The organism is Gammaproteobacteria bacterium, from assembly GCA_029880545.1.
Taxonomy (GTDB): Bacteria; Pseudomonadota; Gammaproteobacteria; order Acidiferrobacterales; family SZUA-150; genus JAOUOD01.
On sequence record JAOUOD010000003.1, the window covers coordinates 197,415 to 212,660 of the forward strand.

The 15,246-nt window shown below is 53.1% G+C and carries 14 protein-coding genes; 7 read left to right on the top strand and 7 right to left on the bottom strand.

What is annotated here, in order from left to right:
- Nucleotides 1–77: 77 nt before the first annotated feature.
- Nucleotides 78–2,471 (top strand): EAL domain-containing protein, encoded by a 2,394-nt coding sequence (locus OEZ10_04900; protein MDH5632317.1) that lies wholly within the window; start codon nucleotides 78–80, stop codon nucleotides 2,469–2,471.
- Between the two features lie 39 nt (nucleotides 2,472–2,510).
- On the opposite strand, the gene OEZ10_04905 is transcribed toward OEZ10_04900, so the two are convergent.
- A complete protein-coding gene (locus OEZ10_04905; GenBank protein MDH5632318.1) occupies nucleotides 2,511–2,792 on the bottom strand; it encodes an oxidative damage protection protein in 282 nt (93 codons plus the stop codon).
- A gap of 195 nt (nucleotides 2,793–2,987) precedes the next feature.
- Between OEZ10_04905 and OEZ10_04910 the strand changes: the two genes are divergently transcribed.
- The 3 genes from OEZ10_04910 to OEZ10_04920 all read left to right on the top strand — a co-directional run bounded on the left by OEZ10_04910 (nucleotide 2,988) and on the right by OEZ10_04920 (nucleotide 5,558).
- Nucleotides 2,988–3,374, top strand: coding sequence for an iron-sulfur cluster assembly accessory protein (locus OEZ10_04910; protein ID MDH5632319.1), 387 nt, complete (start codon nucleotides 2,988–2,990; stop codon nucleotides 3,372–3,374).
- Nucleotides 3,375–3,401: 27 nt separating this feature from the next.
- Entirely contained in the window at nucleotides 3,402–4,649 is a 1,248-nt protein-coding gene (locus OEZ10_04915; protein MDH5632320.1) for an ATP-grasp domain-containing protein, read from the top strand.
- Nucleotides 4,650–4,727: 78 nt separating this feature from the next.
- Nucleotides 4,728–5,558, top strand: coding sequence for a class I SAM-dependent methyltransferase (locus OEZ10_04920; GenBank protein MDH5632321.1), 831 nt, complete (start codon nucleotides 4,728–4,730; stop codon nucleotides 5,556–5,558).
- A gap of 62 nt (nucleotides 5,559–5,620) precedes the next feature.
- Here the strand turns inward: OEZ10_04920 and OEZ10_04925 are convergent, their stop codons facing one another.
- The 5 genes from OEZ10_04925 to OEZ10_04945 all read right to left on the bottom strand — a co-directional run bounded on the left by OEZ10_04925 (nucleotide 5,621) and on the right by OEZ10_04945 (nucleotide 9,424).
- Nucleotides 5,621–5,842, bottom strand: a complete 222-nt coding sequence (locus tag OEZ10_04925; GenBank protein MDH5632322.1) for a hypothetical protein — start codon at nucleotides 5,840–5,842, stop codon at nucleotides 5,621–5,623.
- A gap of 292 nt (nucleotides 5,843–6,134) precedes the next feature.
- Nucleotides 6,135–7,154: a cyclic nucleotide-binding domain-containing protein gene (locus tag OEZ10_04930; protein ID MDH5632323.1), complete on the bottom strand. Its 1,020-nt coding sequence runs from the start codon at nucleotides 7,152–7,154 to the stop codon at nucleotides 6,135–6,137.
- Nucleotides 7,155–7,305: 151 nt separating this feature from the next.
- The gene (locus tag OEZ10_04935) at nucleotides 7,306–8,505 is read right to left on the bottom strand and encodes an iron-containing alcohol dehydrogenase (GenBank protein ID MDH5632324.1); all 1,200 of its coding nucleotides are present in this window, start codon (nucleotides 8,503–8,505) and stop codon (nucleotides 7,306–7,308) included.
- Entirely contained in the window at nucleotides 8,502–8,822 is a 321-nt protein-coding gene (locus tag OEZ10_04940; protein MDH5632325.1) for an antibiotic biosynthesis monooxygenase, read from the bottom strand. Before OEZ10_04940 ends, OEZ10_04935 begins: the two co-directional genes overlap by 4 nt.
- A gap of 44 nt (nucleotides 8,823–8,866) precedes the next feature.
- On the bottom strand, nucleotides 8,867–9,424 hold the full coding sequence (locus tag OEZ10_04945; GenBank protein ID MDH5632326.1) for a hypothetical protein: 558 nt from the start codon (nucleotides 9,422–9,424) through the stop codon (nucleotides 8,867–8,869).
- Nucleotides 9,425–9,508: 84 nt separating this feature from the next.
- Here OEZ10_04945 and OEZ10_04950 point away from each other — a divergent pair, with 84 nt between their 5' ends.
- Both OEZ10_04950 and OEZ10_04955 read left to right on the top strand, forming a co-directional pair.
- On the top strand, nucleotides 9,509–10,333 hold the full coding sequence (locus OEZ10_04950; GenBank protein ID MDH5632327.1) for a methyltransferase domain-containing protein: 825 nt from the start codon (nucleotides 9,509–9,511) through the stop codon (nucleotides 10,331–10,333).
- A 241-nt stretch (nucleotides 10,334–10,574) separates the two neighbouring features.
- Entirely contained in the window at nucleotides 10,575–11,204 is a 630-nt protein-coding gene (locus OEZ10_04955; GenBank protein MDH5632328.1) for a response regulator transcription factor, read from the top strand.
- On the opposite strand, the gene OEZ10_04960 is transcribed toward OEZ10_04955, so the two are convergent.
- Nucleotides 11,199–12,941, bottom strand: coding sequence for a hybrid sensor histidine kinase/response regulator (locus OEZ10_04960; GenBank protein MDH5632329.1), 1,743 nt, complete (start codon nucleotides 12,939–12,941; stop codon nucleotides 11,199–11,201). The two genes, OEZ10_04955 and OEZ10_04960, sit on opposite strands and share 6 nt — an antisense overlap.
- Nucleotides 12,942–13,689: 748 nt before the next feature.
- On the opposite strand from OEZ10_04960, the gene OEZ10_04965 reads away from it, so the two are divergent.
- A complete protein-coding gene (locus tag OEZ10_04965; GenBank protein ID MDH5632330.1) occupies nucleotides 13,690–14,781 on the top strand; it encodes a hypothetical protein in 1,092 nt (363 codons plus the stop codon).
- Nucleotides 14,782–15,246: the final 465 nt, after the last annotated feature.

Genomic DNA, 15,246 nt, shown 5'->3' on the forward strand with positions numbered 1-15,246 from the left:
CCTGTTTTCCTGATAAGCTTGGCACTTCTAATGGAATTCACATCGGGAGTGCCCGTCCGGGTTGGTTGTCTCGCTTCATGTTGTTGAAAAAAACCTTTTTTCAGAGTCCTGGCAAAAGTGTCGTGACCGGCTTCGTCGCTATTGTCACGCTGATGCTGGTGGTATCTGTGCTTGGCATGATTCATATGCGCTCGCTCAAGCATGAGCTTGACTCCATTGTCGAAAACCATTTCGAAAAAGGCAGATTAATTGGCGCCATGCGAGTTGCCGCCCGCGAGCGCACCCTGAGTCTTTATCGAATCATTCACCTGGAAGATCCATTTGAGCGCGACGACGAATGGATACGTTTTAACGCCCGGGCAGCCATGTTTACCGGTGCTCGCACCGAATTGATGTTGCTGCCGCTCAGCGACGAAGAGAAAACAGTCCTGGAGTTCCAGGGCCGGTTTACCAGTGTGGCGGTGCCGTTGCAGAACCGGGTGGTGGACCTGGCGCTGGCCGACCGGTACGAAGCCGCTGAAATGGCGCTGGAGAAAGAGGCGATTCCGGCACAAAACCAGGTACTGGGCCAGCTGGACCTGCTGTCTGAAATCCAGCTAAGAAGTGCCAATGCCGCCGTCGGGGAAATGGGCGCTCAATACCGCACCACGCGTATCACCATGATTACGCTGATTCTGATATTCCTGCTCATTAGTATTTCGGTTGCTGCTTATATTGATCGACGATTACGCGAGGACCGACGGTCACTCCACGGCGAAAAAGAGAAGGCACAGGTTACGCTGCGCTCCATCGGCGATGCAGTCATCACCACCGATGCCGACGGAAACATTGAAACTCTCAATAATATTGCCGAGCGACTCGCTGGTTGCAGCGAGGAGGAGCTGAGAGGCAGCTCGATTGACGAAGCCTTGCCGTTCCTGCATGACAGTACCCGCTTGCCGAGCGAATGCCTGGTGAGCAGAGCCTTGTCTGAAAACACGATTGTTACCAGTTCATCCAGCCTCGTGCTATCGAGCCGTTCCGGAATTGAGTATGCGATTGAGGCCACGGCGTCGCCGATTCGGGATGATGTCAACACAATCTTTGGCGCGGTCCTGGTTTTTCGCGACGTAACTGAAGTGCGGGCCATGTCGCGTGAACTTGCGTACCAGGCCAGGCACGATGTATTGACCAATCTGTTTAACAGGCGCGAGTTTGAGGAGCGGTTGACAGAATATTTTGGTATGGCCAAGAAAGGAAAAACCGGTCATGTCCTTTGCTATCTGGATCTCGACAACTTCAAGGTTGTGAATGATACCTGTGGCCATGCTGCGGGAGATGCGCTGCTGAAACGCCTCGCCAAGTTATTGCGAAGAAACCTGCGCCGGGAAGATATCCTGGCAAGACTGGGCGGTGACGAGTTTGGTGTGATTATCGTTGATTCCGGTATTGATGATGCCAGGCAAGTTGCTACCAAGTTGCATAATGTGATCAAGGATTTTCATTTCTACTGGGAAGGGAACATATTTGAAATTGGCGCCAGTATCGGTCTTGTGGAAATCGGCATGGATGCACGCAGTATTTATGACCTGCTGCGGGCTGCGGATTTCGCCTGCTATGCCGCCAAGGACATGGGTCGCAACCAGATACAGGTGTATTCGCCGGATGACCTGGTTATGGCGCGTCGCCAGGGTGAACTGGAATGGGTGCAGCATATCAACCATGCACTGGAACAGGACCGCCTGGTGTTGTATTGCCAGGACATCACGCCACTGGATGCCCCGGGCAAGGTCAAGTACGAGTTCCTCGTGCGCATGAGGGGTGTCGACGGGGGTATTGTCGAGCCATCATCGTTCTTGCCGGCAGCGGAGCACTATAACCTTATTGTATCCATTGACCGCTGGGTAATAGACCACGGGTTCCGGATTGTATGCGCACTTGAGCCGCAGCAGCTGAAAGAAATCGACTGCTTCAATATCAATCTGTCCGGACAGTCGGTCGGTGACCCGGCGATACTTGACTATATTGTCAAGCGGTTTGAGCTCTACGAAGTAGCGCCTGAAAAAATATGCTTTGAAATTACTGAAACCGCTGCTATCGCAAACCTGGGTAGCGCCCGCAACATGATGACTATTCTGAAGGCCATGGGTTGTCGATTTGCCCTGGATGACTTTGGCAGTGGTCTGAGCTCGTTTGGCTATCTCCGGTCTCTGCCTATTGACCTGGTCAAGATTGATGGCGCGTTTGTGCGCAACATGGTATCAGACGAGACTGACCTGGCCATGGTAATTTCCATTAACCAGGTTGCCCATGCCATTGGCATCAAGACAGTTGCCGAATACGTGGAGAATCGCGAGATTTTGTTGCGCGCCAAGGAAGTGGGGATTGACTACGGACAGGGAATCCATATTGCCAAGCCCCGCGAGGCGATTGCTGATGAGCTGGGCGCCCCGGTGGTTCCGATTGCCTGGAATCCATCTATCCTGAACTAGACCGGGCTGAACTGTCGTGGCCCGGGACTCTCCATTGGGCTATTTTTTTCCGCCTGGCCGGAAGCTGGCGGGTGCACCACCATCCTGGCTCTCACCGAAAAAGAACCCGAGCATGTGATTTTCAAGTACCGAGATAGCGCGCGGGTCAGCGGTAGACAGGCCGTATTCGTTGATAATCATGGTGGCCTGCTGCAACCATTTTGCCCAACCTTCCCTGGAGATGTTTTCGTATATGCGTACGCCCAGCTCACCGGGATGAGTGGGTGCATCCAGTCCTTCCGCCTCTTTTTTCAGTACCTGGCAAAAAATCATTCGACTCATGGCGAGATTACTCGTATCAATTTAACGGTTGATTGGTGAGCCGCTGCTCTTGAGTTGCGGCCCGCCAGATTTCATAATGGGTGCTAGTGTAGCGGACCCCGGAAAAAAACACATCCCGGCCCCTGCTTTGTTTACAGGCATATTTTTCATGGGCATTGGCAGTGTCGACCGAGGCCCAAACTTGTGAGGTGAAACATGACCACAGCCGCTTTTCCGCATACCGTATCAGAAGCCCAGATGATCATTACCAACAGCGCCCGCACCAAGCTGGCGGAACTGATGGCTGCGGCTGATGATGATCTCAGCGCTATTCGCGTGTTTGTCTCCGGCGGTGGTTGCGGTGGCATGCAATACGGCATGACCTTTGTCGAATCCACCGAGCCCTATGACAGCATCCTGGAAGCGGATGGTTTCAAGGTTGCTATTGATCCCGTCGCCCTTGGCTACCTGGAGGGTGTCGAGATCGATTTCCGCGAAAACGGCATGAATGCCAGCTTCGTTTTCAATAATGTCTTCAAGTCTGTTGGCGGCACCGGCGCCTGCAGCGCCTGCGGTTCTGCCGGCGGCGGTTGCGGCGGCTAGGCTTCCGTTCGTACCCGGGTCGGGGCAGTGACCATTGCTGTTGTTTTTGTTGCCCCGCACGCCAGCTATCGAATCGCTCCTTACGTTGATGCCGCCCGGCGCCTGGGGGCGGTGCCCGTCATTGTGTCGCAAACACGCCTGGCGCCGGTGGGCCAGGACGTCGAAGGCGTGTTTGTGGATTTTGCCGATTCCGCGCAGGTGCTTGAACGTATTGTCGGTGTTGGTCGAACTCACCGGATCGCCGCAGTTATAGGAACTGATGATGCCACTTCGGTAATTGCCGCCCGAGCAGCCCAACGGCTCGGGCTGCCACACAATAGTCCTGGGTCGGTGGATTGTACGCGTCGCAAGGACAAGGCAAGAATGCAACAACAGTCTGCCGGTATACCTGTGCCCTGGTTCCGGCTGCTGGATAGTTCCGATGGCGCTGATCCGGACATTGAAACCATATCGTTCCCGTGTGTGGTGAAACCGGTGAGCCTGTCCGCCAGTCGTGGAGTGATTCGCGCCAATAACCGGGCCGAGTTGTTGCAGGCGATGGCGCGTATTTTGTCGATACTGAAGTCCGAGACCTTGCCGATTGAAGAAAAATCGTTGCTACTGATCGAGCAATATCTTCCGGGTCGGGAAATTGCTTTTGAGGGCCTGCTGACAGAAGGCCGCCTGCAGATGTTGGCTATATTCGACAAACCGGATCCCATGGAAGGACCGTATTTCGAAGAAACCTATTACATCAGCCCATCGTCATTGAGCAAATCCGTGCAGCAATCGGTTTGTGACACCGTGGCCGCCGCGTGCCGGGCCTATGGCTTGCATCATGGGCCTGTGCACGCCGAGTGTCGTGTCAATGACGATGGTGTGTGGATGCTGGAACTGGCCGCCCGTACCATCGGCGGGCTTTGCAGTCGCCTCTTTCGCTATGGAACCGGTACCGACCTGGAATCAACAGTCATTGCCCATGCCATTGGTCAACCGATCGATGTGCGCTTGCAGCAGCAGGCGGTGGGCGTATTGATGATTCCCATTGCCGAGGCTGGCATCCTGAGGAGGGTCGAAGGCGTCAGCGAGGCCATGCGAGTTCGTTTTATCGAAGAGGTAATTATCGATATTCGGGAAGGTTACAGGCTGGTCCCGCTTCCTGAAGCATCATCATACCTGGGGTTCATCTTTGCCATGGCACCCGATGCTGTCATGGTAGAGGCGGCCTTGCGCCAGGCGCACGCCTGTCTCAATGTTGTTGTTGCACCCGAATTGCCGGTATCGGGGGCAGGGTAAGGCGCCAACCATTACCAATACCCGCCCGCCTTGGTTACAATAGCGCCTTTACATTCAACCGGGCAAAAGCATTCAGATATGGGCAAACAGAAAAAACCAACCATGGCCGAGCAGGCTGATCGTCACGTGTTATACCAGGAGTCGGTCCAGGCGCCTGACAGCGACGTGGAATTCTTTATTGAAACCTACAGGGCCTTGCGTGGTCGCGAAGCCGTGAATATGCGCGAAGATTTTTGTGGTACCGCGTTGTTGTCCGTTGAATGGTGCAAGACCGATCCGAAGCGTACCGCTGTCGGTGTTGATCTCGACAAGCCCACCCTGGAATGGGGTACGCAGCACAACATCGTTCCCGCGGGAATGGCCGATCGCATCAGGCTGGTTGAAGGCAACGTGCTGGATGAACCGGATGAAAAAGTCGACCTGACCTGCGCGCTGAATTTCAGTTATTGCTGCTTTAAAACCCGGGACCAGTTGCGCGCCTATTTTGAAAATGCTCGCCGCGGTCTGAAACAGGATGGCATCCTGGTGCTGGATCTGCTTGGTGGAACGGAAACCATGGACGAGCTTGAAGAGGAGCGTGAGGGTGATGAAGATGAGAACTACACCTATATCTGGGACCAGGCGAAATTCAATCCCATTAACCATGATATGACCTGCCATATTCATTTTGAATTTGACGATGGCTCAAGAATCGACAAGGCATTTACTTACGAGTGGCGCTTGTGGATGATTCCGGAAATCAGCGAGCTGCTCAAGGAAGCAGGCTTCAGCAAGGTTCGGGTCTACTGGGAAGAGTTTGTTGATTCGGAGGATGATGACGAAGAGATGGAAGGTACCGGCATCTATCATGATGTGACCGAGGCCGAGCAGCAGGAATCCTGGGTCAATTATATCGTTGCCGAATACTGACGGAGGGCAATTTCCAGGTCAGCCGGTTCAGTCGGAACTGGCTGGTCTGGACAGGGAAGCAATTACTGGAGCGTATGGGTCTGAATCTGGGCTTGAAGATCAGCCAGTGAAATGACCTCGGCAAGAGTTGCTTCATTTGGCACTTCATTTACGTAGCTGAATTCCACGGAATCAATGCGGCATTCGTCTTCGACTTCCATCTTCACCATCGGGCTGCCGACAAACACTCCACGTCGCCCATCTTCCATGGTGACCATAATCATTTGTAGCGGAAGTTTTTTCATTGGCGTATCCATATCGGGTTGGGTTCACTGTTACAGCTTTCGTCATCTCTAATGCGAATATTAAGCAGACTATAGCCGTTTTCACCCTGCTTGCGGGTCATGGACACAATTGTTTTGAGTTTACAATGGCTTAACCGGAAGCTATTGCGATGCATATGTAAATCCGGTGTATTTACATATGCCGGCTATAGACTGGCTCGCTGATGCTGCGATAAATGTTATAGAAATGCACAATTCGCAACTGGCACACGTTCATGTCCCGTACCGATTGCCTTGCGCGAAGACCAATAATCTACTCGACGTTTTGCCTGATAAAATCAAGTAAATCTTCGTTGCTGATAATGTGTGTGCCGTCGCAGTTGAACTGCATGCGTATGGCGTCGTGAACCATGCTCATGGAAAAATTTCGCATATAAAAATTCGGAATGGTTCTCAGCGTCGGGACGTTGGCCAGCGTGGATTGAATCTCCTTTTGACTGACAGGTTGCCAGTTGGCGTAATAATCCGAGAACACTTTCTGGAAGTGGGATGGCGCCGAAAAAAACGCCGGATGTTCGGATGTGGTGGCGTAGATATGACGAATGAGATTGGTTTTTTTGCTGTAGTCCATTTTCGGGAAGTGGCGTTCGATATAGCCGGGATCCAGAAGTTTTCCGCAGGAATGAATGTGATCGCCGAAGGGCTCAAACACGGTCTTGATTCTTACCTCTTCACTGCTTAACGAGACAAAAAAGTGATAGGCACTCCGGTTCAGGATCAGGTCTTCAAGTACAGGCAGCAGTTTGTTCATGGCGGTGTCGGCAATGCTCTCGTAACGCTCACGAGAAAACGCCGATTCGCGCATGGATGGATCACCCTTGATGCTGACCTTGAGCAGGTTTGCCTTGATGCCGGCCTTGGCCAACACGTCCTCTGCCAGTATCAGTTCTTCGTAGCGACCGGCCATGCGTTGCCGAATCTTCCCGGCAGCCGTGTTGTCTGTTTCCATAAAGTTGATGAACGCTGAAGTATCAAGGCGCAGCAAAATACAGTCTTCGGTTGCCAGCGCAGAAGCTGTGCGCCTGGCTTTGTCCAGTACCGCCATTTCACCAAAACAGTCTCTTGAGCCCAGGGTGGACAGCCGTGCCTCGTCAGTGAACTTGCGGGTAACAATAGATACCTGCCCGGATTTGATAAAGTAGACGCCGTCGGGTTCGTCACCTTCGGAAAAAATGGTATCGCCTGCTTTTATGGGAACGATCTGTGCATGTTGTTCAATAGCAGCGAGATCGTTATTGTCCAGCGTCGGGCTGGTCGCTTCTGCAACAGTCATGTGGATGCTCCCCCGGTTTGTGTACCGCTGATTAGCGGCAGAAATAACTATTCTTAATTAAGCATATATTATCAGTCATTCCTGACCACGCAAGATGCGAGTGGTCTGAATATCAACATCATTTGCCATGGCTTGACCCCGGGCTAACAGCCTAGAGCCGTGATTCCAGGATTTGACGGATTTCCCCGTCTTCCAGCTTGATCGGGTTTGTCTTCATGCTGCTGCCACGACAATTGGCAACAATATTGTCCAGGTCTGTACTCGTTACATTAAAGTCACCAAGTGTGGGCAGTCGCATGCGCTCTGTCCAGTGTTCCAGGGTTTTAACCAGTTGTGCGTGAGCCTCGTTGTTGTCCAGGCATGACTGCCTGCCCAGCAGGTTGCCCAGGCGGGCATAGCGATCCAGCGCAGGGTTTCCCGGTTCACGCTCCAGCATGGCGTCAATATTTCTGGCAGTGCAGGCAGCAACCAGGGTGCCACAGGCAACACCGTGAGGAATCGGGAAGAACGCTCCCAGTGGTGCAGCCAGGCCATGCACTGATCCCAGTCCGCTTTGGGCCAGGGTAATTCCGGAAAGCAATGCGCCGTAGGCCATGCCGGCGCACGCCTGATCATTGCCGGCATCGTCATACCAGGGCAGCAATGAATCGCGTACGGCCTCCAGGCCACTCAATGCCAGCGCATCGGTGAACGGGTTTGCGCGCAAGGAGACGTAGGACTCGAGCAGTTGCGTCAATGCGTCCATGCCGTTGGCGGCGATCAGTCCCGGCGGGCAACTCTTCAGCAGGTCCGGATCAACCAGGGCCACATCAGCAACAAGCTGATCATCGCGGAAGGATTTTTTGAAGCCATTGGCGCCGCGTCGACTCAAAACCGCATTCTTGGTGGCTTCGCTGCCGGTACCCGCGGTTGTTGGAACAGCAATAAACGGCAGCGGCGGGCCCGCGTAAGCCAGTTCCGGCCCCACGCCTTCCAGGAAATCCATGACGCTGTTGCTGACAGTCAGCAATCCGGCGATGGCCTTGGCAGCATCCAGAACACTGCCGCCACCAATACCGACGACGACATCAAAGTTTTCATCCCGGTACCGGGTAACAATATTATCCACCAGTTCCGGAGAGGGTTCGCCATCAACAATGACGCGTTGCCAGGTCAGGCCGTCCTGGTCGAGCGTATTGATCAGGGTTTGCCAGGAGGGTTGCCTGGCAATTGACTGGTTGCCGGTTACCAGCATCACCCTGTTGCCATAGTTACGGATTAGTCCTGGCAGGCGTAACAGCTTACCGGAACCGAATTCAATTCCTGGCAACCGGGCAATGGAAAAATCAAACAGCGAAGTTGTGATGCTCATGCGAGTGTTTTCCATTGCCGGGCTTCGACGGGATTCAGGCCGTGATACAGGACGCCTTGCCTTGATGATGCCATCCAGTTGGAGACAGTGTCGCGCCACTGCAGGTAGTGTGTCGTTTGTTTGTGCGCAGCGGCGGCAGCAGCATCTACGTATACTTCATGTAATACAAACCGGCAGGGATCATTGGCCTGCTGCAATACGTCAAAGCGCAAGTTGCCCGGCTCCCTGATGGATGCCTGGTGATTGGCCGTATTGGCATCGATAAAATCATCAATGTGCCCGTCTTTTATATGGATATGAACCAGTGTTACGTGCATGGATTTCCCTCCGTGATAAACGTCAGGCTGGAGTTGCACCGCGGTTACAGCTTACCCGCAATCTGCTCCTGCCAGGGCTGGTTGCCCCGGTAGTAGCCGTAGTCCCAGTCGCCGCCGCCCAGGGTCCGCAACTCTGCAAACAACACGTCGGACGGCACGGCGATGCCGTCCATAATACCATCGATAATAATAAAAGCCCTGGCGAAGCAACCGCTGCGACGCCAGCGCAGTTCTTGAGTATTGCTCTGCTGACCGCAATGCGGGCAAACGAGTTGATTATTTTGCACGTGGGTTTGCCATTGTTGTACAGGTCTGTTGCATGATCGACAGTGCGGGCGGGCTGCATCGCCAGCTAGCAGGACGGGTTGCTCCGTGGCGTGTGGCAGGTAGACAGGGAACATGGTCCCGTTATCGTCGGTTCGGTAAAGAGTCGGGCTGCAGCCAAGAAAGCTGATCAGCCGGCTGAACTGTTGCCCATATTCATACCGGGTGTCGGCCGGGTGCTCAATGAGGCCTATCCGCAGCAGTAGCTGAATCAGGGCGTCGGCATTATCCGGTGCCCAGTGGCTGTCTTTGGGGTTGATGATCATGGCTTCATGCATAGGCTGAGGTTTCGCGTCAGATTGCTTTCTGGTGTAGGCAATGTTACATCAACAGGATCGAAATTTTTATGTGGAGAGCCCGGTTTGTCCCAAGCAGAAACCAGTGCCAGCGTGGCCCGACTGTTTAACCTTGTCGCGTCCGGATACGACAGTCCGGCCTTGAGGTTCTTTCCGTTTGTCGCCGATTACATGACGGCAAAACTGCCGCTGAAGCCAGGTGATCGTGTCCTGGATGTAGGCACCGGCACCGGCGTCCTGGCAATCGCCGCAGCGCAGTCAATTTTGCCCGGTGGCCGGGTGCAGGCAATCGATATCTCACCGCGCATGCTCGATCGGTTGCAGGCGCACATGGACAAGAATGTCCTTGGCAACATAGACGTGCATGAAATGGATGCATCGAAACTGGAATTTCGAAGCGATTATTTTGATGTTGTCGTGGGCAATTTTGTCCTGTTTTTCCTGGAAGATATTCAGGCTGGTTTGAAAGGTTGGGCAAGAGTGGCCAGGCCAGGTGCAACGGTAGCCTTTACTGCGTTTGGTCCCGGCGCGTTTCAGCCGATGCTCAACGCGTTTCGGGAGCGCTATCTTTCCCTCGACGCAAATGCGTCACGACAACAGTTGTTCGATCAGCCGCTCGAGAGCCCTGACGAGTGTCGGCAGCTCGCAGAATTGGCCGGCCTGGTGGATGTAACTGTAGAAACAAGGGATATGGGTTACCACGTCAAGGGTGTTGATGACTGGTGGGAGGTTGCCTGGAATGCCGGTTTGCGTGGATTGCTGGACAAGCTGCCGCAGGAAAAACTCGGGCGATTCAAGATGGCGCATCTCAAGGAGGTTGCGGAAATGCTTGGCGACCAGCCCTACCTGAATATCGAGACCCATTTTGTCAGCGGGCGTAAACCCGCCTGAAAATTTCCGGGCACATCTTTTGTTGATCAGCCGGAGACCCGCTAACTCAAAAACCGTACCAGGCTGCGACTCGGCACTGCGCTTGTCATGTTAATGGGGTCATGTCTGGAATTATTGACGGCGGCAATGTTGTGCCAGCCTGTTTCGGATTGCAACAATATCGTGTTTAATACGTCGTCACGCGCACGAACGTGTTTCGGGTTAATAACAACAAAGTGGTATCTATAATAAAGATGCACCCATGAGTGGTAACTTGCTGAAAAAAATCCTGGTGGCTGATGATCACTCGGTGTTCCGGGATGGTATAAAGAGCCTGTTTGCCGAATTTGGTGATAACGTCGAAATCATCGAATGCGGCAGTTGTCAGCAGACTCTGGATGTTGTTGATCGGCATGCTGATCTTGATCTTGTGTTGTTTGATCTCAGAATGCACGACATGGATGGCTTTGAGGTATTGGCCACTATTGTGCGAAAACGCTATACCTTGCCCGTGATTGTCATATCAGCCTCTGAAGATGCAGATGACATGAAGCGTTGCCTGGATGTCGGCGCAATGGGGTATATCCCCAAGTATGAAACCGGTGATGTAATGCGCAGCGCCATCCAACTGGTATTGTCAGGCAGCATCTATACTCCCGCGGCCATGTCGGCAAGCCGAAATACCCGGCTCGCGCCGGAACTGGCAGGACTGACCTCGCGGCAAATGGATGTGTTGCAACTGATGATGGAAGGTTGCAAGAATCAGGATATCGCCAGCAAGCTGGGCATAACCGAGGTCACGATCAAGACCCATGTCAGCGCGATCCTCAAGAGTCTCGGAGTCGAAAATCGGACCCAGGCAGTACTCAAGGCCAAACAATTGGGATTATGATGGGTTGTCGGCGGTGTTGATCCGTGTCGTGCGTGCAACATGCTGGATAAACGCGCGAATCCTGGCCGGGTTCACCGGTTTATGCAATACGGAAAAATCATGTTCCTTGATTTCTTTCAGTCGCTCCGGGGCAATGTCGCCAGTAACAATTATTGCTTCAATTGCCTGACCCGCATGCCTGCGAATCATTTCAATGGCCTGAAAGCCGTTATCGTTTCCGCGCAAGCGTAAATCAACAATCATTCCGTCAGGCGTACGACCGCAAGCGTCAATCCGGTCTATGGCCTGCTGTATTGAGTCAGCCATGATGCTGCGGATGCCCCAGTCTTCGAGCAATGCTTCCATGCCCTGACGTACATCGGCCTCGTCGTCCAGAACCAGGATGCAGATGGGCCTGGCGTTTTCACTGGCAGTATCTGCAAACGGTTGTTGTGCGAGTGTTTTGGTGCCGGCTGAGAAATCATTGCTTCGCGGGAGGGCGAGGCCAAAGTTCGAACCCTCTCCCGCCCGGGATGTTACAGACAACGGGTGCTCGAGCAACCCGGCTAGCCGGCGCACAATGGCCAGCCCAAGTCCAAGGCCCCGCGTACGATCACGTTCCGGGTTATTCAGTTGACGAAATTCCTCGAACACATCTTCAATCGACTCTTGGGGAATACCAATTCCTGTATCAATGACATTGATCCTGATGTTGTCGGTTTCCGCCGAGAGTTTGATGGTGACGCCACCGCTGTTGGTATATCGAATCGCATTGCTCACCAGGTTGCGCAGAATGGTTTCCAGTAATGCCGGATCAGTCTGCACATGACCACCATGGCCAGACATTTCCAGGGAAAGGCTTTTTTCGAGGGCCTGTATATTCATCTCGTCAACAAGCTGTTGCACCATTTGATCAAGATTGAATACTTCCTTTTTCGGTGTGATGGCACCCGCGTCCAGCCGCGAAATATCGAGCAACGCATTGAGCAGGCCTTCCAGTGCCATGACAGACTTGCCGATGTTGTCCACCAGTTTTTCGCCTTTTTCGGTGCCCACCTGCGGCTTCAGGGCTTCAGCAAACAGTGACAGTGCATGCAGTGGTTGGCGCAGGTCATGACTTGCGGCTGCCAGAAACCGGGATTTGGCCAGGTTAGCCTGTTCTGCGCGATCCTTTTGTTGGGCCAGTTCCTGACGTAACCGCAGGGTTTCACGAATGGCATTTCCCCTGTAAGACGCGACAATATAGCTGGTGGCAATCAGCAGTATTAACACGAGCCCGGTCATGTGGTGTTCAGTGGTTGAATTCAGGAAGAACCGGGTGATATGGGGTGGCAACGACATCAGGATAAAGGCAAGAAAACCTGGAAGATAGGAAACGCTCAATGTCATAAATATGGCAGAGACCGATCCAATCGCGGCAATTGCCATCTGCATCTGGTACGAATCAGGCACATACAGGAGGAACGCCGACGAGCCCCAGGACATCCCGAATAGTCCAAGAGTAAGAATCAGCATGGTGGCCCACTTCTTTTCAATCGGGTCTGGTGGGTTGAGTTTGCGAAAGTACAACAGGTAGCCGGCTCGAATAACTGAGGCCAGGCTGACAAAGCTGACCCAGGCGATGATATTCGCGGCTGGAACCTTGTCGACAAATATCATGCCTACTACCATGGCAACCGGAATATTTAATATTGCCGGCATCAGCGGTGCGTTATGCGAAACGCGCAGGAATTCGGATTCGAGATTATTGTTGGTCATTTGGACGTCGCCAGAAAAAGCAGTTTGTCGCAGCTGCTGCGGATTTTTTTTGGTTAGGCAGAGCTGCGTGCGCTATTTTTGTTAAAAATCATACTTTAGTATGATACTTATTAGTCTAATGTATTATGGATTTTGTCTATACTATAATCAATAATTATTAGTGAGTTGCGAAAAAGCAACCAGAGAGTCAGGGTTGCCTTTGTATGGGTCATCTTGTCAGGTTACTGCTCAGGTATTCTGGCGATAAATCCAACGACTATTTCCGGTGCGCAGACGAAATTTGAAACAACAGGTGATCCTGGGTTGCCGAAGTCGCTGGTATCCGGTGTTTCGGGACAGGCTATCTGTTTCAATGTTCGCATTTTAGGTTGGCCCAGGTATTCGGGTAGACGTGGTAATGATCGGCTACAGGGATCGGTATCCGGGCTTGATCGAGATCAGAACGGAAATGATTTATGTATCGCGGTTTATGTATTCAAGATGAGGAGATTTTCGTGAATCCAGTATCAGTATCGAGATTTGTCCGGGCCGTTGTTCTGGCAATCCTGCTTGGTGCCGGTGTTTCGGCCTGTCACAAGAGCAGTGGCGGAGGGAGCGTTGCGCCAGTGCCGGGAACAACCGCCTGTGTTTGGGATTCCACTAATTGGGATGCCTGCAATTGGCAATAGCACGAAGTATTGGCCAACGATTTCCCATTAAATATTGCCGACGGATAAGTGCGATTAAAAATCGCACAGGAGAACAAGTTATGAAGCTCAAGTTAACAGTACCGAACAGATCCCAGCTGATCGCCGTGACAATGCTTGTTACCAGCGCATCTGTTGGCTACGCGGTGACGGTTCCGAACACTTTTACATCCGGATCGCCGGCTGTGGCAGCGGATGTCAATGCCAATTTCAACTCCCTGGTCACCGCGCTGACCGCTGCTGAAGCAAGCATCTCATCGCTGCAGGCTTCATTAGCAACAGCCAATACCAAGATAGCTGCGCTCGAGGCCAAGCTGGCCAACGTGTCAGTCGTAACGTACAACGGCCAGCCGACAGTGCGTTTTAGCGGTGTGAATGTCCAGGTCGTAAATGGCGCAGGCAGTACCGGCGTCGTTGACGGCAAGGGTAACCTGATCGTGGGTTATGACACGGCAAGAAGTGATACCGCCAGTTTTTGTTCTGCAGGCCATGCTGTTACGCAGGCTGATTGCACCGCTGCCGGTGGTGCCTGGGCTGTATCGCACAAAAGCGGCTCACACAATCTTGTAATCGGGGACCAGAATAACTACTCCTCCTACGGCGGCATGGTTGTCGGCTATCGCAATACGATTAACGGCGCGCGCGCCAGCGTTGCTGGTGGTATGTACAACACCGCCCGTACCAATAATACCTCGGTATTGGGCGGCTACGGGAATACCGCAGGAGGCACAGGGAGTGCCGCCGCGGGTTCGGGCGCAGCGGTAAGTGGCGGCAGTATCAATGTCGCCAGTGGCACTTATGCAAGCGTGAGCGGTGGTCGAAGGGCTACAGCCAGTGGCCCGGATGCGAGTGTGAGTGGCGGTTCTTATAACGTGGCATCGGGATCCGCCGCCAGTGTCAGTGGTGGCGGCGGTGATTTCCCCAACTTTGGCCTTATCGCCAGCGGAAGCTTTTCCAGTGCGACAGCTGGTTCAAGCAGTGAAGCGAGTGCGGCGTATTCCGGTATTCATGGCGGCAGTGGAAATAACGCAGACGTGCATGGCTCCATAATAGGCGGTGGCTATGGTTGCGACGCTTCCTCCTTGGGCACATTGGCTACAGGTCGATGGGCCGCCGGAGGACTTAGTAGCGGTTGCAATTTGTGGAATAACTAGGAAGGCAAAAACAGGGACTGACGACAGCACCTTAAAACAAGCTGGCGGCGGATTCCCGGTAGTGTTGCCGTAGTGGCGTTCAATATGTACGAAAGGCGTGTACCGTCCGGCCCGGGAATCCTGTTTCCGGGTCGGTTCACGCTTGAAATTGGCCGGATTATCAAAAAAAGAGGAGGCTCCATGAGACGGCTGAATACAATATTGATAATTTTCGTGACTGTTTTATCCGTCGCTTGTAACGACAGCAGCGGCGGCAAATAAGTCAGTATTGATCTCTGGGCCGGGGTGTCAGCAGGCGGCAGCATTGTATTGCTGCATGCTGAATCGGTGCTCAGCGGCGGCATCAGCATAAGTGGAAATATTGTCAACCATGCTCCACCTGCCGGGTTAACCGGTACAGCTGATACATTTGCGTTCGTGATTCGATCTGCTGCCGGTGTGATTCGTCAGGGAGTTATATCGGTA

Bases quoted from the DNA above. Each gene is read 5' to 3' on its own strand.
- OEZ10_04920 (MDH5632321.1), top strand. From the start codon at position 4,728: ATGGGCAAACAGAAAAAACCAACCATGGCCGAGCAGGCTGATCGTCAC.
- OEZ10_04940 (MDH5632325.1), bottom strand. From the start codon at position 8,822: ATGCACGTAACACTGGTTCATATCCATATAAAAGACGGGCACATTGAT.
- OEZ10_04900 (MDH5632317.1), top strand. From the start codon at position 78: ATGTTGTTGAAAAAAACCTTTTTTCAGAGTCCTGGCAAAAGTGTCGTG.
- OEZ10_04955 (MDH5632328.1), top strand. From the start codon at position 10,575: ATGAGTGGTAACTTGCTGAAAAAAATCCTGGTGGCTGATGATCACTCG.
- OEZ10_04905 (MDH5632318.1), bottom strand. From the start codon at position 2,792: ATGAGTCGAATGATTTTTTGCCAGGTACTGAAAAAAGAGGCGGAAGGA.
- OEZ10_04930 (MDH5632323.1), bottom strand. From the start codon at position 7,154: ATGACTGTTGCAGAAGCGACCAGCCCGACGCTGGACAATAACGATCTC.
- OEZ10_04960 (MDH5632329.1), bottom strand. From the start codon at position 12,941: ATGACCAACAATAATCTCGAATCCGAATTCCTGCGCGTTTCGCATAAC.
- OEZ10_04945 (MDH5632326.1), bottom strand. From the start codon at position 9,424: ATGCATGAAGCCATGATCATCAACCCCAAAGACAGCCACTGGGCACCG.
- OEZ10_04935 (MDH5632324.1), bottom strand. From the start codon at position 8,505: ATGAGCATCACAACTTCGCTGTTTGATTTTTCCATTGCCCGGTTGCCA.
- OEZ10_04965 (MDH5632330.1), top strand. From the start codon at position 13,690: ATGAAGCTCAAGTTAACAGTACCGAACAGATCCCAGCTGATCGCCGTG.
- OEZ10_04910 (MDH5632319.1), top strand. From the start codon at position 2,988: ATGACCACAGCCGCTTTTCCGCATACCGTATCAGAAGCCCAGATGATC.
- OEZ10_04925 (MDH5632322.1), bottom strand. From the start codon at position 5,842: ATGAAAAAACTTCCGCTACAAATGATTATGGTCACCATGGAAGATGGG.